This window comes from Promicromonospora sp. MEB111, from assembly GCF_030209445.1.
GTDB lineage: Bacteria > Actinomycetota > Actinomycetes > Actinomycetales > Cellulomonadaceae > Promicromonospora.
Genome location: NZ_JARVSD010000009.1, coordinates 57,012 through 83,376, shown reverse-complemented (window position 1 = coordinate 83,376; position 26,365 = coordinate 57,012). Strand labels below are relative to the sequence as shown.

The window sequence follows — 26,365 nt, the reverse complement described above, 5'->3', positions numbered from 1 at the left end:
GACCGGGCATGAGTGTGGTCGGCGGCGGCCATGGCCGCTCGATGGAGCCGCGACGCGACGAGGGGGCGCTCGTCAACGTGATCGAGACCCTGCTCGACAAAGGTCTCGTCGTCAATGCCGACATCATGGTCTCGGTTGCCGGCGTGGAGCTGCTGGGGATCCGGATCCGAGCGGCGCTTGCCTCCTTCGAGACCGCCGCGCGCTACGGGCTGGAGTTCCCGGCCGGGACCAACACCGAGACGCTCGCCTGGCGGCGCGCGATCGAGCAGAAGGAGACGTGCCCGAAGTGCGGCAAGTCGTCCCCACGCTCACAGCTGCTCGAGGACGTCTGCCCGTGGTGCGGCTGGCGCAGCGCCCTCGCCGAGCGCACGCACGACCACGCCGAGCTGAGCAGCACGGAAGATGACGGCGACGGCGTCATCGAGGAGCAGGACCGCCCGGCCCGCAAACCGGCACGGGCCCCACGGCGGGACTCCGAGGCGTCGTCATGACTGCCGACCCTCGGGCGGTCGCCCTCCGCTCGGTCGGGATGCAACCAACGCACGATCTGCGCGCGACCCTGCCGGACCTCCTGGACGTCATGCTCGACAAGGGGGTCTACCTCGATCTCGACCTCGTCATCACCGTGGCGGACGTCCCACTCATCGGCGTCAGCCTGCGGGCCGCCGTGGCCGGGATCGAGACGATGCTCGAGCACGGTCTGATGCAGGACTGGGACGAGCAGACCCGCCTGTCGGCGCGCCACGCGCTCGCGCCCGACGCCATGCTCGCGGACGACGAGGAGGTCGTCGTGCGCATGGCCGGCGGACACCTGCAGGAGGAGCCGTACCGGAGCTGGCGGCCGGGGACCGTCATCCTGACCTCCCGGCGGCTCCTGGTCTGGCGTTCCGACCCGCCCGAGGTGCTCTGGCAGGCCCGGCTGGAGGACGTGTCCGCGGTTGGTCTGCGCACCGAGAAGAGCGTCGGCGGACCGGACCGCACGCGGGTGCACGTGGCCGTCCGTGACGACCACGCGCGGCTGTCCGCGGCTGACCCGCGGCGGCTCCACGACGCGCTGCGAGCGCAGATCTCCGGGTGGCGGGTCGATGCCGGCCGGCCCGGTCCCACCACTCCGGGAGGCGACGATGCAGGTCGATGAGACGAGCCTCAAGAACGGGCTGCTCACCCTCGTGGTCACCCTGGTGGAGGTCATCGAGGAAGCCTTGGAGAGCCAGGCGATCCGGCGTCTCGAGGGCGGCGAGCTGACCGAGGCCGAGCAGGAGCGACTTGGCCAGGCACTGCTGGACCTCGACAGCGCGATCGAGCAGATCAAGGACGATCACGGGCTCGCGGCGTCGGTCGCGGACCTGAGACGTGGACTGGACGACCTCGTGGGTGACCTCGTCGACCAGCTTGCCAACCCGACACGATGGGTCCGAGAGCCCGGGCGTGAGCCCCCATGACCGCCGACCGGCTCTACCTCTACGGGATCGCGATCGCCGAGCCAGATGATCTGGGCACCGGGATCGCCGGGGCCCCGCTGCGTGCGGTCACCGGTGTCGAGGGCATGACCGCCGTCGTGCACGAACACGACGGCGGGCCGTTCCAGGGTGCGGACGCCGACGTCGAACGCTGGGTCGTCGAGCACAGCACTGTCGTCGAACAAGTCTGGCGGAGCGTCGGCACAGTGCTCCCCGCCAGCTTCAACGTGATCGTCGCGCCGACCGTGCAGGTCACCGCGCGACAACGACTCCTGGACTGGCTCACATCTCACGCGGACCCGCTGCGCGCCCGTCTTGCGGCCCTGCAGGGGCGGGTCGAGCTGCGCGTCGAGATCGGACTGGACAATCACCTGGTCGCCGAGAACCACCCGGAGGTCGTCGCGGCGCGGAGCGAGCTGGAGGGACGTTCACCGGGAGTCCAGCGGTTGCTGCACAAGCGCCTCGATCACCTGGAGCGGGACATCACCGCGGCAACCGCGCGCGACCGGTACGCCGACTACCTCCAGCGTCTGGAGGGAGCCAGCGAAGACCTCGACGAGAACCTGCGAGCACGTCCCGAGCCAGGAACCGCCCTGGTCCTCTCCGTCTCGCTGCTGGTGCCCGCCGACTCGGTGGACGAGGTCGGCCTCGTCCTGGCGGCCGTCCAGGACGAGGAGCCGGCGGCACGGATCCGGTTCCTCGGGCCGTGGCCGCCGTACTCCTTCGCCGACGTGCTCGGACTGTCTCCCCTTCTGGCCGGCGACTCAGGCGACGACCAGGCGGGGTAGGTCCGTGGAAGGCACTACTTCTTGAACGCGTCCTTCGCGTGCTCGGCGGCGTCCTTGAGCTCCGCCTTGGCCTGTTCGGCCTTGCCCTCGGCGACCAGGTCGTCGTCACCGGTGACCTTGCCGGCACCCTCCTTCGCCTTTCCTGCCACCTTCTCGGCCGCAATCTTGGCCTTGTCCTCGGCGCCCATCGTCGTCTTCCTCTCTCTCGAGGTTCCCCCGGTAGGAGGAACCGAGTCTCGGACCCGCTCGGTGGACGCTTCCGCGCCAGGAGCCGGTCTCGCCCCCGCGCTCCTCGATGAACTCCTTGAACCGCTCGGACTGCGTCCACTGGTTGTACGCCGTACGCACCGGGACGTCGACGGACTTCATGCTGCCGGCCAGGAGCATCGGCTCTCTCGGGTTCTTCCACCGTGACCCGGACGCCGGTCACTCGCTCGTCGAGCCCGCCCTCCTGGTGAGAGCAGTGCTGAGAATTGTCCTGAAGGTGCGAGTGGGCACGAACGGGGCGAATGTCGAGTTGTGGGTCGGCGCGCACCGCGTCGCCACGACAAGGAGGTTAGGTATGCCGTCCTGGCTCATCCTCATCATCATCGGAGTCGTGCTCGTGATCCTGGGAGTCGCGACCGAGATCGGTCAGTTCCTGATCTGGATCGGCGTGGCCGTTCTTGTGATCAGCCTGATCGTCGGGCTTGCGCGACGTACCAGAACATAACCGCGACCATCGGGGCCCGGCCGACCCTCAACAGGGTCTCGGCCGGGCCTTGGTCGTGCAGGCTGCGCACGCTACGGCCCGGCACTTGGTTTGTCTCCTCTGCGTTTGCGAGCATCGACGTGGAAGTGGCCGATTCGCTTCGCCGTCAACGGGGGTCGGACCTCGGGATGCGGATGCCGGCGGCGCGGAGTCTGGACTCGAAGAGTGCGGACAGTCGCGCCATGGCCGGTGTCGGCTTGTCTCCGTGGCGGGCGATCATCGCGTACCGGGGCGCGGTGTCGGTCCGTGCCTGCATGCTGGTGACGGTCTTGAGCAGTGCGGGGTCGGCCAGGTAGTGGTCGGCCGCATCGGCGGCGAGACGGTCGATGCGGGGGTCGTCCGCTTCCCAGGTCGCGGCTTCGGCGATGCGCCTGGTCAGGGCGATGAGCCTGGTGTCTTGCAGGGCGTGCTCGAACTGGGCGAGGTAGTCGTCGAAGCCTTCGGGGACCAGAGCCCGTGCCAGCACCCAGCCCTCCCTGGTGGCCGCAACCTCGTCCTCGGAGTATCCAAGGCCGAGCATCCGGTCCAGCAGGGCCACGGCGCGGTCGGGCAGCAGTGCCCGGTCGCCGTCGGCGAGGCGGTGCAGCATGGCGCGCCGCGCGGTCAGTTCCGCGATGTGTTCGTCGAGCCGTCGTTCGACCTGGACGAGCGCGGAGGCGAACAGCGCGGAGTCGGCGTCGAGCAGGGGTCCGATCTCGGCCAGCGGTACCCCGGCGGCGGCCAGGGTCCGGACTTGCACCAGCCTGAGCAGGTCGTCCGATCCGTACCGCCGGTATCCGGAGCCGTCGCGTTGGGGTTCGGTGACCAGGCCGAGCTTGTGATAATGCCGGACCGTCTTGATCGTGATGCCAACGAACGCGGCTGCCTGGCCGATCGTGACTCCGTTGTGCATCTGCTCATCCTGCCAAGTGTCCGGGGGCGCTGATCGCGTGTGCCACTGCGGGGTGCGGGGACCGGCCGCGCCGGGCTCGGCGAGCTCGGCGCGGCGACGGTTCTCTTGGTCTACGCGGGCCTGCTGCCGAATACCTCGTTGAGGAGGCGCTGCTGGGCGCCCTGGAACGCCGCGGCGACGGTGAGGTTCGCGTCGTCCACGCAGTTCAGCGCGGCGGTCAGGGTCTTGGACCCGTCGGGGGTGGCGTACATGAGCGCCGCGTGGCCCACCGCGGCGCCGTTGTGGGAGATCACGGTGGCACCGTCGTCGGTGGTCAGCACGAACACCCCCAGCCCGTAGTCCATGTTCGGGATGCCCGTCGCACGTGGGGTGAACATCTCCTCGCGCAGTTCGTCCGGGAGGAGCTTGCCGCCGGTGAGCGCGGCGATGAACGTGTGAAGGTCCTCGGTGGTCGAGATCATGTCGCCGCCGGCAGAGACCCAGGAGGGATTCTGGCGGGTGATGTCGACCGTGCGCGGCTCGCCGTCCTCGTCGTACCGGTAGTAGGCGTGGGCGTGCGGCTCAGCGATCTCCGCGTCATCCGGGACCACGGTGTGCGACATGCCGAGCGGGGTCAGGATCAACCGCTGCATCTCCTCGGTAACGGTACGACCGGTGACCTTCTCGACAAGCAGGCGAGCCAGGACGTAGTTGGTGTTGGAATAGCTCCAGCCCGCTCCGGGCTCGAACCGCGCAGGCTTGGACAGCGCGAGTTCGACCAGTTCCTGTGGCCGGTAGGTCTTGAACCGGTTGTCCAGCCACTCCTTGCCGTTGGGGCCGTAAGGGATGGGGATGCCGAACACGATCGAGCCGTCCTCGTAGACCTCGCCGGTGAAGTTGAACAGGCCGCTGGTCTGCTGGAGCAGCATCCGCACCGTGATCCGCTGGTCGATCCCGAACTCGGGCAGGTGGTCCGAGACCGGGTCGTCCAGGCCGATCCTGTCCTCGGCCACGAGTTGAAGCACGAGGGTCGCGGTGAAGGTCTTGGTGTTGCTGCCGATCCGGATGTGCCCGTCGGCAGGCGGCTTCACGTTCCCGCCCGCCCCGGCGGTGCCGACCCACTCACCCTGCTCGTTGTTGACGCGGACCGACAGCCCGATGATGCCGGGGTCGACGATCTTCTCGATCGCCAGCTGGAGACGGTCGGCGGTCTGGTTGGAAACAGTGGTGGTCATGGTGGTTCGCTCCTTGGAAGCGCTCGATTCCCTTCGGCGCCCTGCCGATGCGAGAACCGTCCACCTTGACCTCAGGTCAGGGTCAATCGTGACGTGCGTCACTCGATTTTCGGAGCCGCGGGTCGCGGCCGGGATGAGCCCAACCATGACCCGATGATCTGACCCCCCACGCACCCAGGACCCGCGCATCGAGGGATTCCGCCGCTCCCTGGCCGACCGGGACGGAACCACGATCGACCCCACCAAGGCGGAATCCCGAACCCGGCCAACCGCTCCTGAAACTCACCTCCACGGCAGGAGGGACTGCTGCACGGATAGGTGACAGGGTTTCTCAGGCGGCGAGTGCGACCTGAGTGGTCATGGTGGCTTCGTACTCGATCGGGGTCAATCGTCCGAGGCGGGTCTGGCGGCGCCTGCGGTGGTAGGTCCGTTCGATCCAGGTGATGATCGCGATCCGCAGCTGTTCGCGGGTGGTCCAGCGGCGCCGGTCCAGGACGTTCTTCTACAGCAGGGCGAAGAAGGACTCCATGCGGTGCTCAAGTTCTACAAACCACTCAGGCCCGGAGATCCGCAGATCTCCGGGCCTGACTTTTGTAGCGGGGGCAGGATTTGAACCTGCGACCTCTGGAACTCGTTGTGCCCGAGTTGTCCCACTACGGAATGGTCTGGGTCGGCGGGATCTACCTTGGTTTTTCGGGAGATGACCCAACTGACAGGGACGATGCTAACGCAACCCTATGGGAGGGGCCTGGGCGTGACTGGACCCGTTTGGACTGAGTCTGTTGCGTATTAGTTGCGGGGCTCGAATCGCCACGGGCTTCGCTTCCAGGGTGGACCGTTCGGCCAAGTCAGACAGTTCTACGGCGGTCAGAGCCCCGAACTGATCGCCACGGCTCAGTGCACCACGTTGATGTTGAACACGGGCGTGCCAACGACCTGCAGCGTCATGAAGAACAACGGGGTGTAGTGCTCCGGCCCGACAGCAGTCTCGATGCCGCCGAGGTCGAGCTGGCTGGCCTCAGGCCAACCCAGATCGGTCAGGAGCGACTTCACGACCGTTTTCGCGTCCTCGTTGTCGCCGGAGACGTAGACCGTTGTGGCGCCGAGCGCGGTCGGGTCGGTCATTACTCCGTGGTACATCGTGCTCAGCGACTTCACCACCTTGGCGTCGGGGAAGCGTTCCTGCATGAGGCGCCCGACGCTGTCGTTGGGGTAGGCGAGCGTGGACTCGGGAGTGAGGGCGTTCGAGATGTCGAGCACGATCTTGCCGGCGAGCACGTCGTCCCCGACAGTCTCTAGTGTCGGGATGGCCGCTGTGCCAGGCAGTGCCGTGAGGATCAGGTCTGCGGAGCCGGCCGCGTCTGCTGCCGTTGTGACGGGTGCGGGCAATCCTTCCTTCCCTGCCGAGCGTGAGCCGTAGACCACGTCATGGCCTGCTGCGATGAAAGCGTTGCCGAGTGCGATGCCGACGGGACCGGTGCCGAGGATGGCAATTCTCATGATGTTCTCCGAGTGAGTTGACTGGGATCTGTGGGCATGGGGGCATGGGTGTCTTCTGTGGCTTCAGGTCGGAGGCTTCTGCGCCGGCTGGCGACCGTGGCGGACGCGATGATCGCCGCCAGTGCGGCCAGACCGCCGCCGGTGAAGAAGGCGGCCTGGAGTCCCGGCACGAACTGACCGGTGACCGAGCCCGTCGCGTAGACAGAGACGACGATGGCGATGCCCAGCGCGCCACCTATTTGCTGGATCATCTGGAGCATTCCCGAGGCGGAGCCCGCGTCGCTGTCCGGTACGCCGTCCATAGCGAGCAGCGTGCCCGCGGTGAAGATGAGTGCGCAGCCGAGCGCGTGGATGATCAACGGGATGACGACGTGCCAGTAGGTGCTCGAGGTGTCGAGCGCGGACCAGCCCAGGAAGCTGGCGACGAGCAGTGCGCCGCCGACCAGGAGCAGTGGCCGCGATCCGAGATGGCCGGCCCAGCCCGGTACCCATCTGGTGAAAATGAAGATCGTGGCGGTGAGAGGCAGGAAGCCGACGCCCGCGAGCAACGGGCTGAAGTCGAGAACGCGCTGGAGATACTGCGCGATGAAGAACAGCATCGACGCCTGTGCTCCGAGGGTCAGCCCCATGTTGGCGAGCGCCCCGACCCGAGCGGGTTGCTTGAGTAGATGGATCGCGATGAGCGGGTTCGCCGCACGTCGCTCCACGAGCACGAGCACGGTGATGAAGACGATGGCAGCGCCGAAGAATGACGGGGTGCCGGCCGAGGTCCAGCCGTTGTCGCCGGCGTTGACGAAGCCCCAGACCAACGCGACGGAGCCGAGGGTCGCCAGAGCTGCACCCGGCACGTCGAACTTGCCTGTCGCGTGGGGCGCTCCGTCTCGGACGAGCCTTCTGACGACGAGGATCACGGCGATCCCGATGGGAACATTGATGAGGAGACCCCAGCGCCAGGACAGCAGGTCCGTCAGGACACCGCCCAGGACCAGGCCGGCGGAAGCACCCACTGCCGACACCACCGTGAAGGACGCGAGCACCTTCCTGCGGGCGTTCTCGTCCTTGGCCATTGTGGAGACGAGCGCCAGCACTGCCGGAGCAGCGGTGGCCGATGCGACACCCTGCGCGACTCGTGCGCCGATCAGTATCTCGGGAGTGCTCGACATCCCACCCACGAGCGAGGCCACGACGAATAGGCCGGTGCCGAACAGGAAGACGCGCGCTCGCCCGAAGGTGTCGCCGATCCGGCCTCCGAGAAGGATCAAGCCTCCGAAGGCGATCGCGTAAGCGTTAGGAATCCAGGACAGCGCCGAGGGGCTGAAGCCGAGCTCATGCTGGATGGCGGGCAGCGAGACGGTCATGACCTGCGCATCGACCGTGAGCATGAGCTGAAGTGTGAGCACCGCGGCTGTCGCAACAGCGGTGGCCCGCGATGACAGGGCGGGCGCCGCCGAGATTCCGTCGGCGCTCATGCACTGAAACCGCCGTCGATGTCGATCGACGCCCCGTTGATGAGCGAGGACTCCGGGCCGGCGAGGTAAGCGACCAGTGAGGCGACCTCGGTGACGGTGCCGTAGCGACCGATCGGGATCATGGACCGCTGAAGGTCCGAGGACGGCCCGTCCGCGGGGTTGGCGTCCGTGTCGACCGGGCCCGGCTGGATGTTGTTGATGGTGATGTCCTGCGGTCCGAGCTCGCGCGACATGCCACGGACGAACCCGATCAGCGCCGAACGGTCCAGGGCGTGGATCGCCATTGAGTCGAACGGTGTGTAGTGGGCGTTCGCGCTGCCGATCGTGATGACGCGTCCGCCCGCACGCAGGTGCGGCAGGGATTCCTTCACCAGGTTGACGGTCCCGTTCACCGTCGTGTCGATCATCTTGTCGATGTCGTCGTAGCTGATCTCCCGCAGGGGCAGCAGGACACCGCCGCCGGCATTGCTCACGACGACGTCGAGGTGACCGAGGCGTTGGACGGCGGTGGCGACGGCTTCGATGACCTCTTCGCGATCGGCACTGTTCGCCTTCACTGCCGAGACCGACCCGGCGCCGCTGTCGATGCTCTCAATCAAGGTATCCGCAGCGCCCTGGTCTGCAGCATAGGTGAAGACGACCTCAGTTCCCTCCGCGGCGAGACGCCGGACGATGGCGGCTCCGATACCTCGGGAACCTCCGGTGACGATCGCGGTACGCCGGGTCTGGCTTGACATCGTGGTCCTCCTGGACAGTATTCGGAGACCCTCTCCGAATAGAAGGCCCAATGCCAGCGTCTTGGGGATTATTCCCACGGCAGGCGATCAGCGGTCGGCGGACGGTCCGTGATGGATGCGTGCCTGCGAGGGTCCTCAGCGCGGGCGCTCCTGTTTGCATCACACCTGTTGCCGGCCTGCTCAGACCGGCAACAGGCGGGAAGCTGGTTCGGCTCGTTCAGTCGCCGGTGACCACGCTGGGCTCACCCATGGTCCACGAGGTGTGCAGCAGGCGGCGGTTGGTTCGCCACCCGTTCTCGGTCCGGACGAAGTCGTCGATGTACGTGCCACCGGTGTGGTAGAAACCGCCACCGCGGTGGTGGTGTGCGATGACCTGCGTCTGCGTCCGCACACCGTCGCCGGTGGGGTCCAGCAGGATCGCGCCCAGGAAGTGCTGGGTGGCGTCGAGCGGGCCCATGAGGTTCCCGACGGCCTTGGCGATCTCGTTCGCGCCGCGCGCCAGGACGCCGGTGAACGCGTCCCCGCCCGGGATGTAGCTCTCGAAGGTGTTCTCGAGCGTCGCGGTGTCGGTGTACGCGTCTGCGAGCCGCTCGAAGTTGCGACCGTCCAGCGCCTCGGAGTACCGCTGGATGACCGACCGGATCTCGGCTTCGTCGCGTGCGTCGATCTGCTTGATGTTCTGGGTCATTACCGTTTTCCTCTACGTGTCGTGGTGGGTGGATCGTGTGCGATGAGCGGGGGAATCAGTTCGAGAACAGCACGTCGTTGGCGTGCTGCGTGTCGATGTATTCGTCCACCTGCGTGATGAGGTCCTCGCGCAGCGTGACGACGAACACGAAGTTGTTGGCGTAGTCACGGCCAGAGGCAGCGACGGCTTCGACGTGGCCGATCACCGCGACGGCATCGCCGTCCGCGATCGTCGTGGTGATCGTCGGGTTCGCGCCGTCGGGGACCGTCGGGCCGATGAGGCCGAGGAGGTCGGTGACCTGGTCCTTGCTGTAGACGCCCGCCAGGGGGAAGTCATCGGGACGCCCCATGACCCTGTACTGCGCCTGGGGCGCCATGAGGGCAAGTGCGGCGTCGAGCCGCCCGGCGTAGAGATGTTCGAAGAACTGCAGAGCGACAGCTCTGTTGGTGGTGAGCATGAGTGGCTCCATGTCGGGCCCGTATCGCGGGGGTTCTTAGCGCACCGGTGTGGTGTCGCATCACCAGCGTGCAGTCCGGGCGCGCATGGAAAGAAGGGCCGGGAACTCCCCGGGGCAGGGTGCAGCGCACCCACCCTGCTCGGTATCACTCATGGACGCCGGCTTCTAGTCTGTTGTGATGGGCCACAGTTCTAGCAACCGCATGGGGGACTTCCTGCGCGCGCAGCGTGAGCGGCTGAGTCCCGAGGACGTCGGGCTGCGAACTACCGGAAGCCGTCGCGTGCATGGGCTCCGGCGTGAGGAGGTAGCGGTGCTTGCCGGCGTGAGCGCTGACTACTACTCGCGACTGGAACAAGGGCGGGAACGGACACCGTCGGCGCAGGTCGCTGAGGCGCTGAGTGCGGCGTTGCGTCTCGGGCCTGACGGTCGAGACTTCCTGTTCCGGCTGGCGCAGCTCTCGCCGTCCACGCTGTGCGCGGACAGCGAGGTGAGCGGCGAGCTGCAACAGACGTTGGATGCTTTCCCCGGAGCCGCCGCGTTCGTCACGAACGCTGCCTCTCGGGTGGTAGCCACGAACGCGACCGCCGCGGCCCTTCTCGCTCCGCTGAGCAGTCAAGGAACCATCGTCGGCGCGCTCTTTCTCGACGAGGGCGCCCGCCGGTTCTACGTCGACTGGGAGAACGCGGCGCGCGCCGAGGTGTGCAGCCTCCGGCTCGCCATGAGCTACTCACCGCCGCACCCTGACCTGGTCGCCCTGGTCGAACAGCTTCTGGAGGCGAGCGAGCCGTTCCGGGTGATGTGGAACGACCAGAACATCACGGGTGCGCCCGCCACGTCACGCGTCATCGAGCACCCAGCGGTGGGGCTGCTGCGACTCGCCCACCAGCGATTCAACGTCCGTGGCGCACCCGATCTGGAGATGGTGGTCCTGTCCGCGACCGCCGGGTCACAGAGCGCAGAGGCGCTGCGCCGGCTCGCACCGCACGACAGCCTCGAGACCTCGATCAACGCTCTGTTCGCTGATCTCCAGTAGTTACGCCACGCTCTGGCGCCGGCCGGGCCCCGGCGATCTCGTCCTCGCTCCCCCAGCTCGCGAGCAGCTGCAGGGCTTCGTCGCTCCGGGACCCTCTCTCCGCCGTGTAGATCACCATCGTCTGCCCGTCGTCCTCGAGCGCCATGGACTCGTAGTGCAGGGTGATCGCCCCCACCAGGTCGTTACGGAACGTCTTGCTCCCGTGGGTGTGCTCGTACAAACGGTGTGCAGCCCATGCCTCGCGGAACTGCGGCGAGGCCGCGGCGAGCTCGCCAATCATGTGCCTGAGCACCGCGTCATCGGGTCGTGCGCCGGCCAGGGCCCGCCAGGACGCGGCGACTTGTGCGGCGACGTCGGCCCAGTCCGCGTAGACCTGGCGCGCCCGAGGGTTGAGGAAGGTCCAGCGCACGATGTTGCACTCACGTCGCGGCAGCGCCGCGAAGTCGTCCAGCAGGAGCGCGGCCAGGCGGTTGGCGGCCAGCACCTCGGCACGTGGCCCGAGCACCATCGCTGGGACCGCGTGCAGGGCGTGGACGGTGGCTGCGAGTGCCGCACGGGCCCGTCGTTCTGGCTCCAGTGGTGCGGGCCGGACACTGGACGGCTGGGCGGAGCGGACCAGGTGGTGCAGATGGAGGCGCTCCAGGTCGTCGAGGTGGAGGGCCCGCGCGACGGCGTCGAGCACCTGGTTCGAGACGTCGCCGGCGCGGCCCTGTTCGAGCTTGGTGTAGTAGGCGGTGCTCACCCCGGCCAGAGCCGCGACCTCTTCGCGGCGCAGACCGGGCACCCGGCGCTGGGCCGCCGATGGCGGCAGGCCGACGTCGTGCGGGTCGAGTGCGCCTCGCCGGGAGGTCAGGAACTCACGCAGGTCGTTGGCGGCCATGTGTCCTTTGTAGCCTGAGGCGGCCGCGCAGGGAGCGCTCAGCCTGACTCTGTCAGGGTCAGGTTGGGCCTGTCGTGCCTGGGCCGGTGCTGGTCGACTGTCGGATGACATCAGATCGACGCCGAGGACTCCGCGGTGGTCGCCGAGGTCGGCATCCGCCCGGAGGAGGACGGCGCGTACGGCCTGAGCGCCGCGCTGCACGTCGAGCTCGCCGGAGTGGACCAGGCCACCGCCGACCAGTTCGTCGAGGCTGCCCACAAGGTCTGCCCGTACTCGAACGCCACCCGTGGCAACATCCCGGTCACGATCGACGCGACGGTCGCCTGATCGCACGAGCCAGATCTGAAACGACGAGGAGGGGCACCCAGTGTGACCGTGTGCCCCTCCTCGTCGTTCGCGCGCCGTGTCCGAGCGGGATAAGGGTCGATGGAGCGCCACCCCTACCGGCGCAGGTCGGCCCGCACATGCGCGATCTTGTTCTCCGCGGTCAGGGTGACGTCGAAGATCCCGCCGACGCGCCTCTCGGGGAAGGTGCCGGTGAACTCGACCGCGACATGGAGATACCCGTCGCGTGGCTCGGTGCTGAGCAGTCGTGTCTGGGTGCCATAGCCGATGAAGTAGGACTGGAAGTACTCGTTGATCCCCGCATGTCCCTCGAAGATCTCCCCGACCGAGGGGTCGTCCAGGACGGCGTCATCGGTGAAGAACGCCAGGTACGCGGCAGAGTCGTGCGTGTTGGTCGCGGCGATCCACTCGGCGATCGTGGTGTCGTGCTCAGTGCCAGGCATGTCGTGCTCCTTCGTTGTCGTGGTCATCGCTGGAAGGCTGTGGAGGTCAGGCCGTTGATCGTGGTCGGTCCGTCGTCGAAGTTCAGGGCACCCAGGCACCCAGCGCGAGCGGGCTCACCCGCACCCCGCAGCGGCCCAGGGTCCGATCGTGGTCAAGAGGCATCGCCATCCACATTCACGGTCGTCACGGGGCACCGGTCGGCCGCCGCGCACACCCACCCTCCAACAGCGGATACCTGCGAGGAAGGGTGAGCGATACAGGGAGGACTGCACCCACCTTTCTGAGCCGACGACCCGATGACAGAAGCCCAGTCGTGTGGCACGATCTTTTTGTACCGCCCGTTAAGAAAAGCCCCTCGATCAGGAGGTGACGATGGCAAGACCCGGTCGACCTCGTGCCTTCGACACGGACGAGGCACTGGATGCCGCCGTCGAGGTGTTCTGGCGCCGCGGTTTCACGAACGCCGGCCTGACGGAACTTGCCGCGGCAATGGGAGTCAACAAGCCCAGCGTCTACGGGGCGTTCGGCGACAAGGCGCAGCTGTTCCAGGCAGCGTTGCGGCGGTACGTCGAGCGCAACATGGGGTACGTCACCGAGGCCCTCCAGAAACCCACCGCGCTGGAGTGCGCGCGGGCGTTCCTGATCGGTAACGCCCACGCCGTGACCATGCCCGGGCGACCGGCCGGCTGCCTGTCGGTCCAGGCAGTTGCCACCCCCGAGGGTTCAAACGAGTATTCCGTCCTCGCCCGGAACCGTGCGGCGATCCAGGAGCGGTTCGCCGACCGCTTCCGGCGCGCCATCGACGAGGGCGATCTGCCCCCCGACGAGGATCCCGGCGAGCTCGCCGCCTTCCTCATCACGCTCAGCAGCGGTTTCGCCGTCCGCGCCGCCGACGGGACGACGCGCGAGGCACTCCTCGCCCTGGCAGACCGAGCCATGGCGACCTTTCCCGCACCACCTTCGGAGGAGAACAACCGTGACTGATTCGAGTGCGCCGCTGGGCGCCGCCCGCGAGCAGGCCCTCGCCGTCCGCTCGCTCTACGAGGTCCTGGAGGAGCGGTTCAACGGCAAGACGTGGTCGTTGCACGAGCTGATGCTCGGCTTCTCCAACGACGTCGGCTACATCGGACGTCTCCTGCTCGCGAACGACGGCACCTGGAACATCGAGGGTGACCCGCGCGCGGAGCTGGAGCACAAGCTCGCTGAATCGATGTGGTGGACGTTCGTCCTGGCCGACAAGCTCGGCATCGACATCGACGAGGCCTACACCCAGACCATGGACCGCATCCGCACCGGCCTGGAGTCCACCATCGCCCACACGGACCCCGCCAGGTCCGAGCAGGGCTGACCCGTTGCACCGCCCCGCCTGACCCCGCTGCGCACGATCCGCGAAGGAGCAGCCATGTTAGAGACACAGCCCACCGAGCACTTGCAGGCCTCCGACGACCCCGAGCACGTTCGCAACCCCGCGGTGACCTATGTCGCCGTCCTGGGCGACGGAGCGCCGGGAACCGACGAGTTCTACCGCAAGAAGGCCCTGGTCACCGAAATCGCCGCCGAACTGACTGGCGCGGACTCCGCACCGGTCGAGGAGATCCAGTACTGGTACCCCGAGGGGTCCAGGCCCGTCGAGATCGCCGACTTCTACAGCGTCAACCCGGTTCCGTCCCTGCTCTACCGGGTCCTGTCCCAGGTCCCGGTCGGCACCACCCAGCAGGACGTCGATGCCGCTCGCGCCCGCGCATCCAGCACCGCGGACACGGCGTCCGACGAGGTCACCGTCTTCACCATTGCCGAGCAGGACGTCGTCCAGGTCATGCACCACGGCCCGTTCGCCGAGGAGTTCGCCACGCTTGGACGGCTCGGCGACTTCGCGCGGCAGCGCGGTCTCCACCGCAGCGGGCCGCACCACGAGGTCCACCTGGACGCCTTCACGCGCAGCACGCCGCAGGACACGTTGCGCACGATCCTGCGCGACCCGGTCACATGAGCGAGCACCGCTGTGAACCTGTGCGTGCGGCGGCACTCCGGGTCGCGAGACAGGGAGGACCGCACCCTGTCCGAGCCCGCCGAACGCGGTTAGCGTGAGAGGCATGGCGACACCACCCGGCCCCCTCGGCGAGTTCCTCCGCGCCCAGCGCTCCCGCCTCACGCCCGCCGACGTCGGCCTGCCCGACGTCGGCGCACGGCGGGTCAACGGGCTGCGGCGCGAGGAGGTCGCCGTGCTGGCCGGCGTCAGCGCCGACTACTACGCCCGGCTCGAGCAGGGGCGCGAACGCACCCCGTCGGCGCAGGTCGTGGACGCCCTGTGCACCGCCCTGCGGCTCAGCCCGGACGCCCGCGAGCACACCTTCCGCCTCGCGAAGCTCGCACCCGCCGGCCAACCCGAGCCAGGACCGGTCAGCCCCGAGCTGCTCCAGCTCATGGACGCCTTCCCGCACGCCGCCGCCTACGTCGTCGACCCCGGTTTCCAGATCCTCGCCGCCAACACCACGGCCAAGGCGCTCCTGGGCCCGTCGCAGCTGACCCTCGGGGCGTTCGACTTCCTGTTCGTCGACCCCGCCGCGCGAGACTACTTCGCCCACTGGGACCATGTCGCACGCGCCGCGGTCAGCGCACTGCGCCTGGCAGCGGGCTACGCCGACCCGCACCCCGCCGTCCGCCCGGCTGTCTCCCGCCTGCTCGCCACCTCACCAGAGTTCGCCACGTTCTGGGCCGACCAAACCGTGGCAGGCCTGAGCCTGACCGAGAAGGTCATCAACCACCCCGACGTCGGCCGGATCACCCTGACCTACCAGACGCTCGACGTCCGCGAAGCACCCGGACAGCAGCTCACCGTCGCGACCGCACCGGCAGGAAGCCCCAGCGCGGACGCCCTCGCCCTCCTCGGCACTCTCGAGGCCACCCGAACCACGCAGCCGTGAGGACGCGGGGCGGGGCACGCCAAGGAGCAATCCCGGGCGGGAATATCAGCAAGCTCGTCGATGCTGCACACCAAGTAATCGGAGACCCTCTCCGAATACTTGGAAAGGCTGCAGCATGACGTTCCTCGAAGAGTTCAACCCCAAGCACCTCACCCTGACGGTCGAGTCGCCCACGTTCTGGCGTGTGACCTTCAACAACCCGCCGATCAACGTCATCGGGCTGGAGATGATGGGGGACCTCAAGGCGCTGCTCACCGAGCTGGAGAGCAACAAGACGGTCAACGTGGTGGTGTTCGACAGCGCTGACCCCGACTTCTACATCGCCCACTACGACGTCACCGTGGACAACGACCTCGCCGAGGCCCTGCCCAAGGCCACCGACTACTCCGCCTGGGTCGACATCACCGTCCGCATAAGCAAGCTCGACGCCGTGACCATCGCCGCCATCCGGGGCATCACCCGCGGCGCAGGCAGCGAGCTGGTGCTGGCCATGGACATGCGCTTCGCCAGCCTGGAGAAGGCCAAGCTCGCCCAGGTCGAGATCGCCCTGAACGCGGTCACCGGCGGCGGTGCCAGCGGACGGCTGCCTTCCCTGGTCGGCCGTGGGCGCACGATGGAGATCCTGCTCGGTGCCGAGGACTTCGACGGCGCCCTCGCGGAGAAGTACGGCTACGTCAACCGTGCGCTCCCGGACGCCGAACTGGACGAGTTCGTGGCCCGCTTCGCCCGGCGCGTGTCCGGGTGGGACCACCAGGCGATCGTGGAGGTCAAGGAGTTCATCAACAAGTACACGCGCCTGCCGGACGCGGAGTACCCGCTGCACTCCGACGCCTACTGGGCGGCCGTCTCCAACCCTGAGGTCGGCGCCACGGTCGGGCGGCTGCTCGAGAAGGGCATGCAGGAGCGCGGGCCCCTGGAGTACGACCTGGCCACGGAGATCGCCGTGATCGCGCAGCAGCGCTGACCGCTGGAAGGACGCACGGGCCGGCACCACCAGGTGCTCACCCGTGCGTCCTTCGTGGTTCAGCCAGGGCGTGCGGTCAGCCCGTCCAGGATCACCCAGAGCATGTCGCGCACCTGTTCGGGCGGCAGCTTCGCCTGCTCCGCGACCATCGCCACGCCGGTGACCAGCCGCGCCACCGTTCCGGAATCCACGGCGTGGCCGATCAGTCCGGCCTCGCGGGCCCGCTCGAACACGAGCGTATTGGCCACAAGGCTCGCGCGATGCGCATGACGCAGCGGGGAGGACTCGTCCTCCATGCTCGCGGCCATGCTCGCGGCCAGTCCGCGGTAGCCGCTCGCGATTCCGGCAAGGCGTCCGAGCCAGTCCACGAGATCGTCGCGAGTGCGCACAGGAGCCGACTGGGCGGCTTCCTCCACTCGTGTCACCCATGTCGCCAGCACTTCCGCGAGCAGGGCCTCGCGTGAAGGAAAGTGACGGTAGAGCGTGCCGGGACCCACTCCGGCACGCTTGGCAATCTCGTTCAACGACGCCATCGTGCCCTGCTGTTCGATGACGTCGGTCGCGACCGCCAGGATGCGGAGGCGGTTCTCGCGCGCATCCGCGCGAAGCTCACGAGGCTTGGTGCTCATTGCTCGTCTCACCTCTTCGGTTCCTCGGACCAGGCTACTGGCGCACGGGACGGATCCGGACTTCGCGGAGCCTGCTCGGCGCGCACCGGTGTCCGTCGGATCACACGACCGGCAGCGCTTTGCGGACGGAACCTGTCCGGGTCGGTCCCTAGCGTGCAGATGGACCGGGAAAGACCCGGCCTGAAGAGAGGAACCAACAGCATGAGCGGACGACTGCTGATCTACGGCGCGACCGGGTACACCGGTCGCTTGGTCGCCGAGCGGGCGGTACAGACCGGCCTGGATGTGACAGTGGCAGGACGCGACACTGGAAAGGTCCGCGAGCTGGCGGGGACCCTAGGTGTCGAGTCCCGGGTGTTCGACGTCGATGACGCTGACGCGGTGCGCAAGGCGCTGCAGGACGTCGACTGCGTGCTCAACGTCGCCGGACCGTTCCGGCACACGGCCCGGCAGCTGATGGACGCGGCCATCGAGGCCGGCGTGCACTATCTCGACACGACAGCGGAGTTCGACATCTTCGCACTGGCGGAGTCCAAGGGCTCCGAGGCGTTACGTGCCGGTGTCATGATCATGTCCGGCACCGGGTGGGACGTGGTCCCGAGCGACAGCCTCGCCCTGCACACCGCCCGCCGTGTGCCCGATGCGGAGAAGCTCACGATCGCACTGCGCGTGACCGGCGGCTTCTCCCGCGGCTCACTGGCCAGCTCTGCCGGTATCGGGGACCTGGGCACCCTGGTACGTCGGTCCGGCGAGCTGACCCGGCTCGACGAGGTCGCCACGCGGTCGTTCGACTTCGGCAACGGCCCGGAGGACTGCGTACCGGTCCCGATGGGCGATCTGATCACCGGTCTGCGGTCGACCGGCATCGGGAACATCGAGGTGTTCCTCGGCACGGATGCCGGCTTCCCCGACGTCGACCCCGCTGACGCTGGGCCCACCGCGCAGGAACGCAGCCAGGGCCGCTACCTGGCCATCGCTGAGGTGACCGGCCGTGACGGTCAGGTGGCACGGTCGCTGATCGACACTCCCACCGGTTACACGTTCACCCAGCTGAGCTCGGTCGAGATCGCGCGCCGCGTGCTCGACGGGCAGTTCTCCGCCGGGTTCCAGAGCCCTGCCTCGGCCTACGGCCCGGAGCTGGCCACCGGCATCGCGGACACCACCATCGTCGACCTCTGACAGCAGTGCTGACGGCGCACGCGCTACGGCCGGGGCGACGAGCTCGTCGCCCCGGCCGAGCCGTTGGTTTCGACCAGCGCCATGGCTCGTCGTCGTACCGCCTCGCGTACCGAGTCCGGGGACAGGACCGTCAGCGGGACACCCACGCGCATCAGGTACTCCCCGAGGGACTCCACGTCCGCGCCGCCGATCCGCACGATCGTGGCGTGCGGCCCATCGGGCTCATAAGTACCGGCGGTGGGCGGCACCGCGCGCATCGCGTCCTCGAGCGACAGCGACAGGCGCACGACGGCGTAGAGCGGGTAGTCGCTGACGAGCGTCTCGGCAACGAGCTGTGCGGCGTCGGGCGGGTCCTGCAGGCGCACCACCCGGCCGGTGGGGTGGACGTCGATCGCCCGGTCGGCGCGGAAGGTCCGCCAGGCTCCCTTGGCCACGTCTAGCGCCACGAGGCACCAGCAGTTCCCGGTGAAGACCAGGCGATACGGGTCGACGTCACGCACCGTGTCGATCCCCTGCATGCTCCGGTAGGACAGTGTGATCCGCTCGCTGCGCCGGCAGACCTGCGCCAACCCGGCGAGCATCCCGGGTGAGAGCGGCTGCCCGCAGACTCTCGTGGTGTGCTCGAAGACGTCGTCCATCGCGCCGAGCCTCGAGGCCACCCGTGCCGGGAGGAGCTGGCGCAGCTTCAACAGCGCCGACAGCACCGCCTGGTCGTCACCGAGCACCCTGGTCTGCGCGGCCTCACGCAGTGCCACACTGACAGCCAGCGCCTCTTCGTCGTCGAGCACGAGGGGCAGATGGCTGAGACTCTCCCGGAACCGGTAGCCACCCCAGTGGCCCGGATCCGACTCGACGTCGTAGCCGAGGTCGCGCAGACGAGCGACGTCACGGCGCACCGTCCGCTCCGTGACGTCCATGCGCTGCGCGAGCTCGCCGGCCGTCCAGCTCGTCCGCGACCACAGGAGGGACAACAGCTGTAGCAGCCGCGAAGAGGTGCTGATCACGATTGCCACCATAGGAGCGAAGAGGGATCACACGGAGCCAGGCCGCAGGCTCCACGGCTGACGCGTACGGAGCGCGACGACGGTGCCGGTTGCGAGAGCTGGCACCGTCGCGCACCATCGCCGGGCGAGTCGGCCAGGATCACGGTCAGTAGCCGAAGAATTCCCTGATCGCGGTCAGGACTGCCCCGGGTGCTTCGTGCAGCATCCAGTGACCGGTGTCCAGCGCCGCACCGGTGGCCTGGGGCGCGCCGTCGCGGACGGCCGTCAGGAACGTGTCGAGCAGGGATGCCTGAGCCAGGACGTGCACGGGCAGTGTCAGCGGCTGTGTCATCGCCAGTCGGTTGTCGACCTCGTCCTGCGGCCACGCCTGGTAGTACCGGGACCCGTTGTGCAGCGCGACCGGCCGGGAATAGGCACGAACGTACTCGTCGAGGACCTGGGGGGTCATCGGCAGGGCCCCTCCCGGCGTCAGGACCCGGTAGAAGTAGTCCAGGTACAGGCGCTCACGCCCGGCGACGAGGTCCTCGAACAGGGGCTCCTGCTCGTAGAACGCGAAGTGGTAGGACAGCGTGCGCACCTGGTCGTAGCGCAGCGATCCGCCGACAATCGGGAAGTCCATCATCAGCCAGCCCGAGAACTGGTCGCTCCACTGCGTGACCAGAGCGAACGCGATGCCGCCACCCGCATCGTGCGACACGAGCTGGACGCCTCGGCTGAAGCCCAGCAGGTCCAGGAGCCGGTGGACGTAGCCGGCGAGGGTGACCTTGTCGTGCGACGGGAGGGAACCGGTGCTGTCACCGAGGCCGGGGAGGTCGATCGCGATCACGGTGTGACCCGGCAGGAGGTCGGCCATGATCGGCAGCCAGCCGTACCAGGTCTCGGTGAAGCCGTGCAGCAGCACGATCGGGGTAGGCCCGTCACCGCCCACGACGTAGTGCATCTGCAGGTCGTCGATCGTGGTGAAGCTGTGCCGGAACGTGTCCTGAAAGGCTGGATCGTCGCGGGTCGCGGTGTCGTAGCCGGCGCTCAGCGGTTCTTCGGTGGTGAGGTCGGAGAGGGTCATGACTGGGTCCTTTCACGGGGGACGGTGATGTTGAGGGAGACGAGCACGGTGGCGACCATGAGACCGGCGCACACCAGGAGGGCCACGGACAGTCCGTCCATGAGCGAGCCGCTGCCGACCGTCACGCTGGCGGCGACGGTGTTCAGCACGGCGATGACCACCGCACCGCTGACCTGCTGGGCAGCGTTCACCGTTCCGCCCGCTGCCCCGGAGTGCTCGTCCGGCACGCCGGTCAGGGCTGTGGCGCTCAGTGCGGGCCAGGACAAGCCGACTGCGGCGCCGACCAGCGCCATCGCGGGCAACAGGACGGCGAGCCCGGTGGCGCTGCTCGCCGAAGCGAGCATCAGGAACCCTGCGACACCAGACGCCGCGCCGGTCGCGATCACGACGCGCGGCCCGAACCTGAGCATGAGTCGCCCACCTACCGTGGCGAAGATGAGAACGGCGAGGGTCGTGGGTAAGAATGCCAGCCCGGACTCGAGCGCGTTGTAGCCGCGCACCTGCTGCAGGTAGTAGATGATCAGCACGTTGCTGGCGAAGATGGCGCCGGCCAGGAGCGCGGTCGCTCCGAACGCGCTGCCGCGGACGCGGTCGGTAAGCACGGACAGCGGGAGCAGCGGGTCCTTGGTCCGGTACTCGATGCCGAAGAAGGCCGCCAGCAGGAGTAGCCCTCCCACAATCGGCGCCAAGGCTTGGATCGAGGCCCAGCCGTACGCCTCTGCGAGGGTGGCGCCGTAGACGATCGCCGCGACGCCGAGGGTCGACGTCACCGTTCCGGGCAGGTCGAGCCGGCCGCGGACGGCGACCTTCGACTCCCGGACGACGAGTAGCGCTGCGGCGGCGATAGCGATCGCCAGCGGGGCGTTGACCAGCAGGGTCCAGCGCCAGGAGGTGTACTCGGTCAGGACGCCGCCCAGGATCAGTCCGAGCGATGCGCCCAGGCCCCCTACCCCGCCCCATACTGCGAACGCCTTGGCTCGCTGGGCCGGCTCGGTGAAGTTCGTGGTGATCAGCGAGAGGACCACCGGTGCGAGGACGGCGCCGAAGGCGCCCTGCAGTGCGCGCGCGGCATACAGCAGGCCCGCACTGCCCGCGAGGCCACCCAGGAGGGACGCGATACCGAACCCGACCAGCGACCACACCAACGCGCGCTTGCGCCCCAGATAGTCACCGACCCGGCCCCCGAGGAGCAGCAGGCCGCCGAACGTGATGGCGTAGGCAGTCACGACCCAGTGCCGGTCGGCGTCGGAGATGCCGAGGTCCGCCTGCGCCGACGGCAGCGCGACCGTGACGATGGTCGTGTCGAGCTGGATGGTGAGTTGGGTGATCGCGAGGACGGCGAGCAAGAGGCCCGGCCGTATCGGGAGCTCGGCGCCCCGCGGCCCCCGGCCCGGGGACACGCCACGGGGTCGGCGGGCCGTCGGACCGGCGGATGCGGAAGTGGTTGACATGGCTCCAGACTGGGCGGGCCAGTGCCGTGAGCCCATCCCCCACCTTGGGGGTGATGAACACCCCCGCACCTGGGGGATGTCGCACCTCACGCGGGCCTCGTACTGTGACAAGGTGGTCACCTCCCAGATCTCCCTGAATGACCATCGTGTCGTTGCACTACGCGAGACCGTCGCAGATCTCGCGGCCCGCCCACCCGCGGCACGGGAGCTCCTGGACGAGGTGGAACATCGCCTGCGGAAGGTGGTCCAGTTCGACGGCGGCGACTGGTGGACGTCCGACCCGGAAACCTTGCTCCCGATGGAGCTACGGCCTTTCGAGTACCCAGCTCTGCAGTACGAGGTAGCCGCCAACGACGTCAACCGCCTCGACGAGCTCGATCGGCAGAGCCGCAGCGTCTCGACACTGGGGCTGGCCATGCCGGGCGAGCGAGCCCGCTCCGCGCAGTTCGACGGTCACTACCGCGCGGCCGGCGCTGGCGATCAGATGCGGGTGCTCGCCCGCAACGGCGGGAGGACGTGGGGCGCCGCGTGCTTGTATCGCGGTGCGGACCTACCTGACTTCACACGGGATGAGGTCGCCGTCGTCTCAGCCATCTCGCGAGACGTCGGCCTGGCCCTGCGCACCGACCTGCTGCGGACCGTGGTGCGCAACAGCGGCGAGTGGTCCGCCGCGACCGTCGATGAACGGTCGGGCACCGTCCTCACCGACCGCGACGACCGAGTGCTCGGCTTCACGCCCGACGGCGGGCGCTGGCTCGAACAGCTCGGCGTCCGCACGTCGGACGAAGAACTTCCCGCGTCACTGCGCTGGATCACACTCCAGGCGCGCGCCCAGGACCGCCAGTCGGCCTCGGGGTCGGCCGGGGGCCGCACCCTGCGGCCGGCACGCTCCCGCATCCGAGCCGCGAGCGGCGAGCTGGTGACGGTACGCGCCGAGGTGCTGCGCGGCACGGTCGACGGCGCCGTCGTCCTCGGGCTCGAGCCCGCGACCGGCGCCTCGATGTGGCCGCTGCTGATCGCGCTCTACGGCCTGACCGAACGCGAGACCCAGCTCACGTCGATGCTTGTCGAAGGTCGCTCCATCAAGGAGATCGCCACGGGGCTCCACCTCTCGATCCACACGGTCCGTGACCACGTCAAGGCCGTGTACACCAAGGTCGGCATCAGCTCCCGTCCAGAACTGACAGCCCGGCTCGGCGGCGGTCCGGGCGTCGCGCCAGCTTGACCCGGACGGCCGTTGTGATCGGCCAGAGGGTGGTGTGGTACACCCCGATCTTCGTCAGGGTCGGCTAGGCACGGTGCGGGGGCGGTACGGGTGCGTGGTTCTCGCATCCAGGGTGTACCGCTCCTAGGCAGTCTCGCCCTTCTCCGGTCGCCGCCGCGGCCGAAGACTCAGGGTCATGAACATCGTGATCATCACCGGCGGCAGCCGCGGTATCGGCGCCGCCACAGCACTGGCCTGCGCCCGACGCGGCCTCGGCGTCATCATCACCTACAACAGCAATCCGGACGCGGCCGCGGAAGTCGTCGGCAAGATCAACGCCGACGGCGGCACGGCGGTAGCGGTGGAGCTCGACGTGACCGACACCACCACATTCCCGGCCTTCGCCACAGCGGTCAGTGGCACCTTGCAGGAGACCTGGGGCCGGACCGACTTCGACTACCTGGTCAACAATGCCGGTTACGGCCTTTACAACCCCATCGCCACGGTTACCGAGGAGCAGTTCGACGGCCTGTTCCGTGTGCACCTCAAGGGCCCGTTCTTCCTCACCCAGACCCTGCTGCCTCTGATCGCCGACGGCGGTCAAATCGTGAACCTTGTCAGCGCAACAAGCCGCGTGGCGACCATCGGTGTCGCACCGTACGCGAGCTTCAAGGGCGGCCTCGAGGTCCTGACCCGCTACATGGCCAAGGAGTTCGGCGACCGCCGAATCCGGGCGAACTCGATCGCCCCTGGCGCCATCCGCACCGAGCTCGGCGGCGGCCTGAACGACGAGTTCGAAGCGCAGCTGGCGGGCGCCACAGCACTGGGCCGGGTCGGCGAACCCGACGAGATCGGTGGCGTCATCGCGAGCCTGCTCTCCGACGACAACCGCTGGGTCAACGCCCAGTCGATCGAAGTCTCCGGGGGGTTCTATATCTAATGCTCGACGTTGGCCTCTTGCCGGTCAGCGCTCTCGGCCGCTCGATCGCATTCACAGCGCGGTAGGAGTCGGCCCACGTCGTGCGGCGGTTTCACCACAAGCCCTCCAGGCAGTAGCGCGACAGACACTGCCTGGAGGGGAGGTGACCTAGCTCAGGCGCATCTTGATCCGCCCTTCAGAAACTCACAGTCCCAACGACCGGCTCGACGTGTTTGCCATCGCGTCCAACGGACGGATGTAGTGCCGGACGAGCGTAGAGATCTCCTTGTGACGCGTCTGAGCAGCGATCCTGTCCAATGGGACGCCAGCGAGCGCGGCGGCCGTGGCGTGCCCCGCACGTAACGAGTGCCCCGAGACACGTTCGCTCTCGATCCCCGCAGCTGCGGCCCGAGTGCGAATGATGCACCTGACGGTGTGGCCACTGATCCGTTCGACAGTCGCGCGACCGTTCGAGCGAACCCTGGTGAACACGTTCCCCGGCCGGGTCCCGCGCACTGCGATCCAGTAACGCAGCGCTGCCACCGGGTCGGTCCCGGCGTGCGCACCTGTGGCGACCGCGACCACCTGCCCCTCCGCATCCGGGTCGCCCTTGGACCTCCGGATGTTCAGCAGTACTCCGTCTCGCACGAACACGACGTCGTCGAGCGCCAGCTCCGCCAGTTCAGACCTGCGCAGAGCCGATGCGAAGCCGAGCAGGAGCAAGGCGCGGTCCCGAGCACCCGCCACGGTGTGCCCGTCGATCTGATCGACCATGGACCGGATGTCCTCGGTCAGCAACGCACGCGCCTGCCGACGGGGCGCGACGCCGAGGATGCGCCGCAGGCCCCGCCGCACCCGCGCGACAGTCGGATCTGCGATCGGGTCGGGGGCGCCGGCCCGCTGGTGCTCATACCGGATCGCAGCACAGCACGCCGTGATCGTGGCGTTAGCCAGACCACGCTCTGCCCGCTCGGCCAGGTAGGCACACACCGTCGCCGGATCGGCAGGCAATGGCTCCAACCCACGGACCGCGCACCATCGGACGAAGAGGCGCCACGCCGAGGCATACGAGACCAGCGTCGACGGAGCGCGCTCAGCAGAGGGATCGCTGCCGCCACACGGGCAGCATCCACGGCCGTCAGGCCGGAGTAGTCGCGGCCGGCGTGGATTGGGGCGGGTTCGAGAAGAGTCGTCCTGCCCGAACTACTACGGGGCGGCCACGACGCCCGCACGCTACTTACGGAAAGTTGCGTTTCTGTTGCGGTGCTCAAGTTCTACAAACCTCTCAGGCCCGGAGATCCGCAGATCTCCGGGCCTGATTTCGTAGCGGGGGCAGGATTTGAACCTGCGACCTCTGGGTTATGAGCCCAGCGAGCTACCGAGCTGCTCCACCCCGCGTCGGTGATCCCTACTTTACGCACCCCGAGCGACGAAGTGCAAACCGGGCCGCCCGGTCGAGACGCAGGTCACAGCCGGTCGAACCGATCCGGCCGTGGAACCATCGTCCCCATGACGACGGAGCTGAGCGATACCACCCTGTCCGCCGACCGGATCGTCCACCTCACCGACCAGCTTGCCGCACTGCCCCACCTGCGCCCGGACCCCGGCACCAACGCCCTCTTCGGCGACCTGGTCCAGGCGGTCCTCGCGACGCCCGACCGGCAGGCCCGGGACGTCCTGGCGCATCCCGAGGTCCACCGCCGCAAGGACGCCATCCGCGACCTCTCGGCACGCGGCGAGACGGAGCTCGAGCACGCGTGGGCGGAGCACATCGCCGGCGCGCCCGACGCCCGGGCCGCGCTCGCCGCGTTCCCCTACCTCGACAACTACCGCCGGCTCACGGCCCTGGAGGCCCGGCTGATCGCCCACGCGGGCGGCGGCACGCCGGCGTCGGTCGCCGTCGCCGGGAGCGGACCGCTCCCCCTGAGCGCCCTCGGCTACGCCGACGCGCTCGACGCCCCCGTCGTCGGCCTGGACCGGGACGCCACCGCGGTGGCGCTGGCGCGCCGGGTCGCCGCGCGCCTCGGCTCGACGGCGGTCCGGTTCGAGCAGGCCGACGCCGCCGACGTGGGCCTCGGCGAGCACGACGTCGTGGTGCTCGCGGCGCTGGTGGGCGAGACGCCGTCGGCCAAGGCCGCGATCCTGCGCCGGATGGCCGACACGATGCGGCCCGGCGCCCTGCTGCTCGCCCGCAGTGCGCGCGGGGCACGCACCCTGCTGTACCCGCCCGTCGACCTGGGTGCCATGCCGGGGTTCGAGGTGCTGGAGGTGGTGCACCCCACCGACGACGTCATCAACTCGGTGGTGGTGGCCCGCCGCCTCGCCTGAAAGAGTCAGACCTGCAGGTCACCGAAGTGACCTGCAGGTCTG

The 26,365-nt window shown here is 68.5% G+C and carries 31 protein-coding genes, 1 tRNA gene and 1 pseudogene; 16 read left to right on the top strand and 17 right to left on the bottom strand.

Annotation, left to right across the window (positions count from 1 at the left end):
• Positions 1 to 8: 8 nt before the first annotated feature.
• From QRN56_RS11485 to QRN56_RS11470, 4 genes are read left to right on the top strand one after another with little or no spacing between them, the layout of a single operon-like run.
• Positions 9 to 491, top strand: coding sequence for a gas vesicle protein (locus tag QRN56_RS11485; protein WP_285103314.1), 483 nt, complete (start codon positions 9 to 11; stop codon positions 489 to 491).
• Positions 488 to 1,138, top strand: a complete 651-nt coding sequence (locus tag QRN56_RS11480; RefSeq protein WP_285103312.1) for a gas vesicle protein — start codon at positions 488 to 490, stop codon at positions 1,136 to 1,138. Before QRN56_RS11485 ends, QRN56_RS11480 begins: the two co-directional genes overlap by 4 nt.
• Positions 1,125 to 1,442, top strand: a complete 318-nt coding sequence (locus QRN56_RS11475; protein ID WP_285103310.1) for a gas vesicle protein K — start codon at positions 1,125 to 1,127, stop codon at positions 1,440 to 1,442. The genes QRN56_RS11480 and QRN56_RS11475 overlap by 14 nt, the downstream gene beginning before the upstream one ends.
• Positions 1,439 to 2,248, top strand: a complete 810-nt coding sequence (locus QRN56_RS11470; RefSeq protein ID WP_285103308.1) for a GvpL/GvpF family gas vesicle protein — start codon at positions 1,439 to 1,441, stop codon at positions 2,246 to 2,248. The genes QRN56_RS11475 and QRN56_RS11470 overlap by 4 nt, the downstream gene beginning before the upstream one ends.
• A gap of 14 nt (positions 2,249 to 2,262) precedes the next feature.
• Here the strand turns inward: QRN56_RS11470 and QRN56_RS11465 are convergent, their stop codons facing one another.
• Entirely contained in the window at positions 2,263 to 2,436 is a 174-nt protein-coding gene (locus tag QRN56_RS11465; protein ID WP_285103306.1) for a CsbD family protein, read from the bottom strand.
• Between the two features lie 116 nt (positions 2,437 to 2,552).
• On the opposite strand from QRN56_RS11465, the gene QRN56_RS11460 reads away from it, so the two are divergent.
• Positions 2,553 to 2,960, top strand: a complete 408-nt coding sequence (locus QRN56_RS11460) for a hypothetical protein (RefSeq protein ID WP_285103454.1) — start codon at positions 2,553 to 2,555, stop codon at positions 2,958 to 2,960.
• Between the two features lie 145 nt (positions 2,961 to 3,105).
• On the opposite strand, the gene QRN56_RS11455 is transcribed toward QRN56_RS11460, so the two are convergent.
• From QRN56_RS11455 to QRN56_RS11420, 8 genes and pseudogenes are all read right to left on the bottom strand, one after another.
• Positions 3,106 to 3,891, bottom strand: a complete 786-nt coding sequence (locus QRN56_RS11455; protein ID WP_285103304.1) for a MerR family transcriptional regulator — start codon at positions 3,889 to 3,891, stop codon at positions 3,106 to 3,108.
• A gap of 110 nt (positions 3,892 to 4,001) precedes the next feature.
• A complete protein-coding gene (locus QRN56_RS11450; protein WP_285103302.1) occupies positions 4,002 to 5,105 on the bottom strand; it encodes a serine hydrolase domain-containing protein in 1,104 nt (367 codons plus the stop codon).
• A gap of 331 nt (positions 5,106 to 5,436) precedes the next feature.
• Positions 5,437 to 5,634: pseudogene (locus QRN56_RS11445) on the bottom strand (IS3 family transposase); the annotation flags it as partial.
• A gap of 365 nt (positions 5,635 to 5,999) precedes the next feature.
• A complete protein-coding gene (locus QRN56_RS11440; protein ID WP_285103301.1) occupies positions 6,000 to 6,605 on the bottom strand; it encodes an NADPH-dependent F420 reductase in 606 nt (201 codons plus the stop codon).
• Positions 6,602 to 8,074 (bottom strand): MFS transporter, encoded by a 1,473-nt coding sequence (locus QRN56_RS11435; protein ID WP_285103299.1) that lies wholly within the window; start codon positions 8,072 to 8,074, stop codon positions 6,602 to 6,604. Before QRN56_RS11435 ends, QRN56_RS11440 begins: the two co-directional genes overlap by 4 nt.
• Positions 8,071 to 8,811, bottom strand: coding sequence for an SDR family oxidoreductase (locus QRN56_RS11430; protein ID WP_285103297.1), 741 nt, complete (start codon positions 8,809 to 8,811; stop codon positions 8,071 to 8,073). Before QRN56_RS11430 ends, QRN56_RS11435 begins: the two co-directional genes overlap by 4 nt.
• A gap of 217 nt (positions 8,812 to 9,028) precedes the next feature.
• Positions 9,029 to 9,499, bottom strand: a complete 471-nt coding sequence (locus tag QRN56_RS11425) for a nuclear transport factor 2 family protein (RefSeq protein WP_285103295.1) — start codon at positions 9,497 to 9,499, stop codon at positions 9,029 to 9,031.
• A 55-nt stretch (positions 9,500 to 9,554) separates the two neighbouring features.
• Complete coding sequence (locus QRN56_RS11420) at positions 9,555 to 9,956, bottom strand: nuclear transport factor 2 family protein (RefSeq protein WP_285103293.1); 402 nt, start codon at positions 9,954 to 9,956, stop codon at positions 9,555 to 9,557.
• A 202-nt stretch (positions 9,957 to 10,158) separates the two neighbouring features.
• On the opposite strand from QRN56_RS11420, the gene QRN56_RS11415 reads away from it, so the two are divergent.
• Positions 10,159 to 10,989, top strand: a complete 831-nt coding sequence (locus tag QRN56_RS11415; RefSeq protein WP_285103291.1) for a helix-turn-helix transcriptional regulator — start codon at positions 10,159 to 10,161, stop codon at positions 10,987 to 10,989.
• On the opposite strand, the gene QRN56_RS11410 is transcribed toward QRN56_RS11415, so the two are convergent.
• Complete coding sequence (locus QRN56_RS11410; RefSeq protein ID WP_285103290.1) at positions 10,961 to 11,869, bottom strand: helix-turn-helix transcriptional regulator; 909 nt, start codon at positions 11,867 to 11,869, stop codon at positions 10,961 to 10,963. The two genes, QRN56_RS11415 and QRN56_RS11410, sit on opposite strands and share 29 nt — an antisense overlap.
• A 114-nt stretch (positions 11,870 to 11,983) precedes the next feature.
• On the opposite strand from QRN56_RS11410, the gene QRN56_RS11405 reads away from it, so the two are divergent.
• A complete protein-coding gene (locus tag QRN56_RS11405) occupies positions 11,984 to 12,196 on the top strand; it encodes an OsmC family protein (RefSeq protein WP_350224566.1) in 213 nt (70 codons plus the stop codon).
• 113 nt (positions 12,197 to 12,309) lie between these two features.
• On the opposite strand, the gene QRN56_RS11400 is transcribed toward QRN56_RS11405, so the two are convergent.
• Positions 12,310 to 12,657, bottom strand: coding sequence for a nuclear transport factor 2 family protein (locus QRN56_RS11400; RefSeq protein ID WP_285103286.1), 348 nt, complete (start codon positions 12,655 to 12,657; stop codon positions 12,310 to 12,312).
• Between the two features lie 373 nt (positions 12,658 to 13,030).
• Here QRN56_RS11400 and QRN56_RS11395 point away from each other — a divergent pair, with 373 nt between their 5' ends.
• The 5 genes from QRN56_RS11395 to QRN56_RS11375 all read left to right on the top strand — a co-directional run bounded on the left by QRN56_RS11395 (position 13,031) and on the right by QRN56_RS11375 (position 16,546).
• Positions 13,031 to 13,642 carry a TetR/AcrR family transcriptional regulator gene (locus QRN56_RS11395; protein ID WP_285103284.1) on the top strand — a complete coding sequence of 204 codons (612 nt, stop codon included), beginning with the start codon at positions 13,031 to 13,033 and terminating at the stop codon, positions 13,640 to 13,642.
• A complete protein-coding gene (locus tag QRN56_RS11390) occupies positions 13,635 to 14,006 on the top strand; it encodes a nucleoside triphosphate pyrophosphohydrolase family protein (protein WP_285103282.1) in 372 nt (123 codons plus the stop codon). The genes QRN56_RS11395 and QRN56_RS11390 overlap by 8 nt, the downstream gene beginning before the upstream one ends.
• Before the next feature lie 54 nt (positions 14,007 to 14,060).
• Positions 14,061 to 14,648: a GyrI-like domain-containing protein gene (locus QRN56_RS11385; protein WP_285103280.1), complete on the top strand. Its 588-nt coding sequence runs from the start codon at positions 14,061 to 14,063 to the stop codon at positions 14,646 to 14,648.
• A gap of 103 nt (positions 14,649 to 14,751) precedes the next feature.
• On the top strand, positions 14,752 to 15,582 hold the full coding sequence (locus QRN56_RS11380) for a helix-turn-helix domain-containing protein (RefSeq protein ID WP_285103279.1): 831 nt from the start codon (positions 14,752 to 14,754) through the stop codon (positions 15,580 to 15,582).
• A 115-nt stretch (positions 15,583 to 15,697) separates the two neighbouring features.
• A complete protein-coding gene (locus tag QRN56_RS11375; RefSeq protein WP_285103277.1) occupies positions 15,698 to 16,546 on the top strand; it encodes an enoyl-CoA hydratase/isomerase family protein in 849 nt (282 codons plus the stop codon).
• A 59-nt stretch (positions 16,547 to 16,605) separates the two neighbouring features.
• Here QRN56_RS11375 and QRN56_RS11370 read toward each other — a convergent pair whose 3' ends face one another.
• Positions 16,606 to 17,175 (bottom strand): TetR/AcrR family transcriptional regulator, encoded by a 570-nt coding sequence (locus QRN56_RS11370; protein WP_285103275.1) that lies wholly within the window; start codon positions 17,173 to 17,175, stop codon positions 16,606 to 16,608.
• A 201-nt stretch (positions 17,176 to 17,376) separates the two neighbouring features.
• Between QRN56_RS11370 and QRN56_RS11365 the strand changes: the two genes are divergently transcribed.
• Positions 17,377 to 18,354, top strand: coding sequence for a saccharopine dehydrogenase family protein (locus QRN56_RS11365; RefSeq protein WP_285103273.1), 978 nt, complete (start codon positions 17,377 to 17,379; stop codon positions 18,352 to 18,354).
• A gap of 23 nt (positions 18,355 to 18,377) precedes the next feature.
• On the opposite strand, the gene QRN56_RS11360 is transcribed toward QRN56_RS11365, so the two are convergent.
• From QRN56_RS11360 to QRN56_RS11350, 3 genes are all read right to left on the bottom strand, one after another.
• A complete protein-coding gene (locus tag QRN56_RS11360) occupies positions 18,378 to 19,358 on the bottom strand; it encodes a helix-turn-helix transcriptional regulator (RefSeq protein WP_285103272.1) in 981 nt (326 codons plus the stop codon).
• A gap of 145 nt (positions 19,359 to 19,503) precedes the next feature.
• The gene (locus QRN56_RS11355; protein WP_285103271.1) at positions 19,504 to 20,421 is read right to left on the bottom strand and encodes an alpha/beta fold hydrolase; all 918 of its coding nucleotides are present in this window, start codon (positions 20,419 to 20,421) and stop codon (positions 19,504 to 19,506) included.
• Positions 20,418 to 21,767: an MFS transporter gene (locus tag QRN56_RS11350; RefSeq protein ID WP_285103269.1), complete on the bottom strand. Its 1,350-nt coding sequence runs from the start codon at positions 21,765 to 21,767 to the stop codon at positions 20,418 to 20,420. Before QRN56_RS11350 ends, QRN56_RS11355 begins: the two co-directional genes overlap by 4 nt.
• A 403-nt stretch (positions 21,768 to 22,170) precedes the next feature.
• Here QRN56_RS11350 and QRN56_RS11345 point away from each other — a divergent pair, with 403 nt between their 5' ends.
• A complete protein-coding gene (locus QRN56_RS11345; RefSeq protein ID WP_285103268.1) occupies positions 22,171 to 23,097 on the top strand; it encodes a helix-turn-helix transcriptional regulator in 927 nt (308 codons plus the stop codon).
• A 175-nt stretch (positions 23,098 to 23,272) separates the two neighbouring features.
• Positions 23,273 to 24,016 carry an SDR family NAD(P)-dependent oxidoreductase gene (locus QRN56_RS11340; RefSeq protein WP_285103267.1) on the top strand — a complete coding sequence of 248 codons (744 nt, stop codon included), beginning with the start codon at positions 23,273 to 23,275 and terminating at the stop codon, positions 24,014 to 24,016.
• Positions 24,017 to 24,199: 183 nt separating this feature from the next.
• Here the strand turns inward: QRN56_RS11340 and QRN56_RS11335 are convergent, their stop codons facing one another.
• Both QRN56_RS11335 and QRN56_RS11330 read right to left on the bottom strand, forming a co-directional pair.
• Positions 24,200 to 25,006 (bottom strand): tyrosine-type recombinase/integrase, encoded by an 807-nt coding sequence (locus QRN56_RS11335; protein WP_285103265.1) that lies wholly within the window; start codon positions 25,004 to 25,006, stop codon positions 24,200 to 24,202.
• Between the two features lie 313 nt (positions 25,007 to 25,319).
• A tRNA-Met gene (locus tag QRN56_RS11330) sits at positions 25,320 to 25,393 on the bottom strand.
• A 111-nt stretch (positions 25,394 to 25,504) separates the two neighbouring features.
• Here QRN56_RS11330 and QRN56_RS11325 point away from each other — a divergent pair.
• Positions 25,505 to 26,323, top strand: coding sequence for a nicotianamine synthase family protein (locus QRN56_RS11325; RefSeq protein WP_285103263.1), 819 nt, complete (start codon positions 25,505 to 25,507; stop codon positions 26,321 to 26,323).
• The last annotated feature ends 42 nt before the right edge of the window (positions 26,324 to 26,365 follow it).

Coding starts and splice junctions, on each gene's coding strand:
- QRN56_RS11485 (WP_285103314.1), top strand. CDS start 9: ATGAGTGTGGTCGGCGGCGGCCATGGCCGCTCGATGGAGCCGCGACGC.
- QRN56_RS11480 (WP_285103312.1), top strand. CDS start 488: ATGACTGCCGACCCTCGGGCGGTCGCCCTCCGCTCGGTCGGGATGCAA.
- QRN56_RS11475 (WP_285103310.1), top strand. CDS start 1,125: ATGCAGGTCGATGAGACGAGCCTCAAGAACGGGCTGCTCACCCTCGTG.
- QRN56_RS11470 (WP_285103308.1), top strand. CDS start 1,439: ATGACCGCCGACCGGCTCTACCTCTACGGGATCGCGATCGCCGAGCCA.
- QRN56_RS11465 (WP_285103306.1), bottom strand. CDS start 2,436: ATGGGCGCCGAGGACAAGGCCAAGATTGCGGCCGAGAAGGTGGCAGGA.
- QRN56_RS11455 (WP_285103304.1), bottom strand. CDS start 3,891: ATGCACAACGGAGTCACGATCGGCCAGGCAGCCGCGTTCGTTGGCATC.
- QRN56_RS11450 (WP_285103302.1), bottom strand. CDS start 5,105: ATGACCACCACTGTTTCCAACCAGACCGCCGACCGTCTCCAGCTGGCG.
- QRN56_RS11440 (WP_285103301.1), bottom strand. CDS start 6,605: ATGAGAATTGCCATCCTCGGCACCGGTCCCGTCGGCATCGCACTCGGC.
- QRN56_RS11435 (WP_285103299.1), bottom strand. CDS start 8,074: ATGAGCGCCGACGGAATCTCGGCGGCGCCCGCCCTGTCATCGCGGGCC.
- QRN56_RS11430 (WP_285103297.1), bottom strand. CDS start 8,811: ATGTCAAGCCAGACCCGGCGTACCGCGATCGTCACCGGAGGTTCCCGA.
- QRN56_RS11425 (WP_285103295.1), bottom strand. CDS start 9,499: ATGACCCAGAACATCAAGCAGATCGACGCACGCGACGAAGCCGAGATC.
- QRN56_RS11420 (WP_285103293.1), bottom strand. CDS start 9,956: ATGCTCACCACCAACAGAGCTGTCGCTCTGCAGTTCTTCGAACATCTC.
- QRN56_RS11415 (WP_285103291.1), top strand. CDS start 10,159: ATGGGGGACTTCCTGCGCGCGCAGCGTGAGCGGCTGAGTCCCGAGGAC.
- QRN56_RS11410 (WP_285103290.1), bottom strand. CDS start 11,869: ATGGCCGCCAACGACCTGCGTGAGTTCCTGACCTCCCGGCGAGGCGCA.
- QRN56_RS11400 (WP_285103286.1), bottom strand. CDS start 12,657: ATGCCTGGCACTGAGCACGACACCACGATCGCCGAGTGGATCGCCGCG.
- QRN56_RS11395 (WP_285103284.1), top strand. CDS start 13,031: ATGGCAAGACCCGGTCGACCTCGTGCCTTCGACACGGACGAGGCACTG.
- QRN56_RS11385 (WP_285103280.1), top strand. CDS start 14,061: ATGTTAGAGACACAGCCCACCGAGCACTTGCAGGCCTCCGACGACCCC.
- QRN56_RS11380 (WP_285103279.1), top strand. CDS start 14,752: ATGGCGACACCACCCGGCCCCCTCGGCGAGTTCCTCCGCGCCCAGCGC.
- QRN56_RS11375 (WP_285103277.1), top strand. CDS start 15,698: ATGACGTTCCTCGAAGAGTTCAACCCCAAGCACCTCACCCTGACGGTC.
- QRN56_RS11370 (WP_285103275.1), bottom strand. CDS start 17,175: ATGAGCACCAAGCCTCGTGAGCTTCGCGCGGATGCGCGCGAGAACCGC.
- QRN56_RS11365 (WP_285103273.1), top strand. CDS start 17,377: ATGAGCGGACGACTGCTGATCTACGGCGCGACCGGGTACACCGGTCGC.
- QRN56_RS11355 (WP_285103271.1), bottom strand. CDS start 20,421: ATGACCCTCTCCGACCTCACCACCGAAGAACCGCTGAGCGCCGGCTAC.
- QRN56_RS11345 (WP_285103268.1), top strand. CDS start 22,171: ATGGAGCTACGGCCTTTCGAGTACCCAGCTCTGCAGTACGAGGTAGCC.
- QRN56_RS11340 (WP_285103267.1), top strand. CDS start 23,273: ATGAACATCGTGATCATCACCGGCGGCAGCCGCGGTATCGGCGCCGCC.
- QRN56_RS11325 (WP_285103263.1), top strand. CDS start 25,505: ATGACGACGGAGCTGAGCGATACCACCCTGTCCGCCGACCGGATCGTC.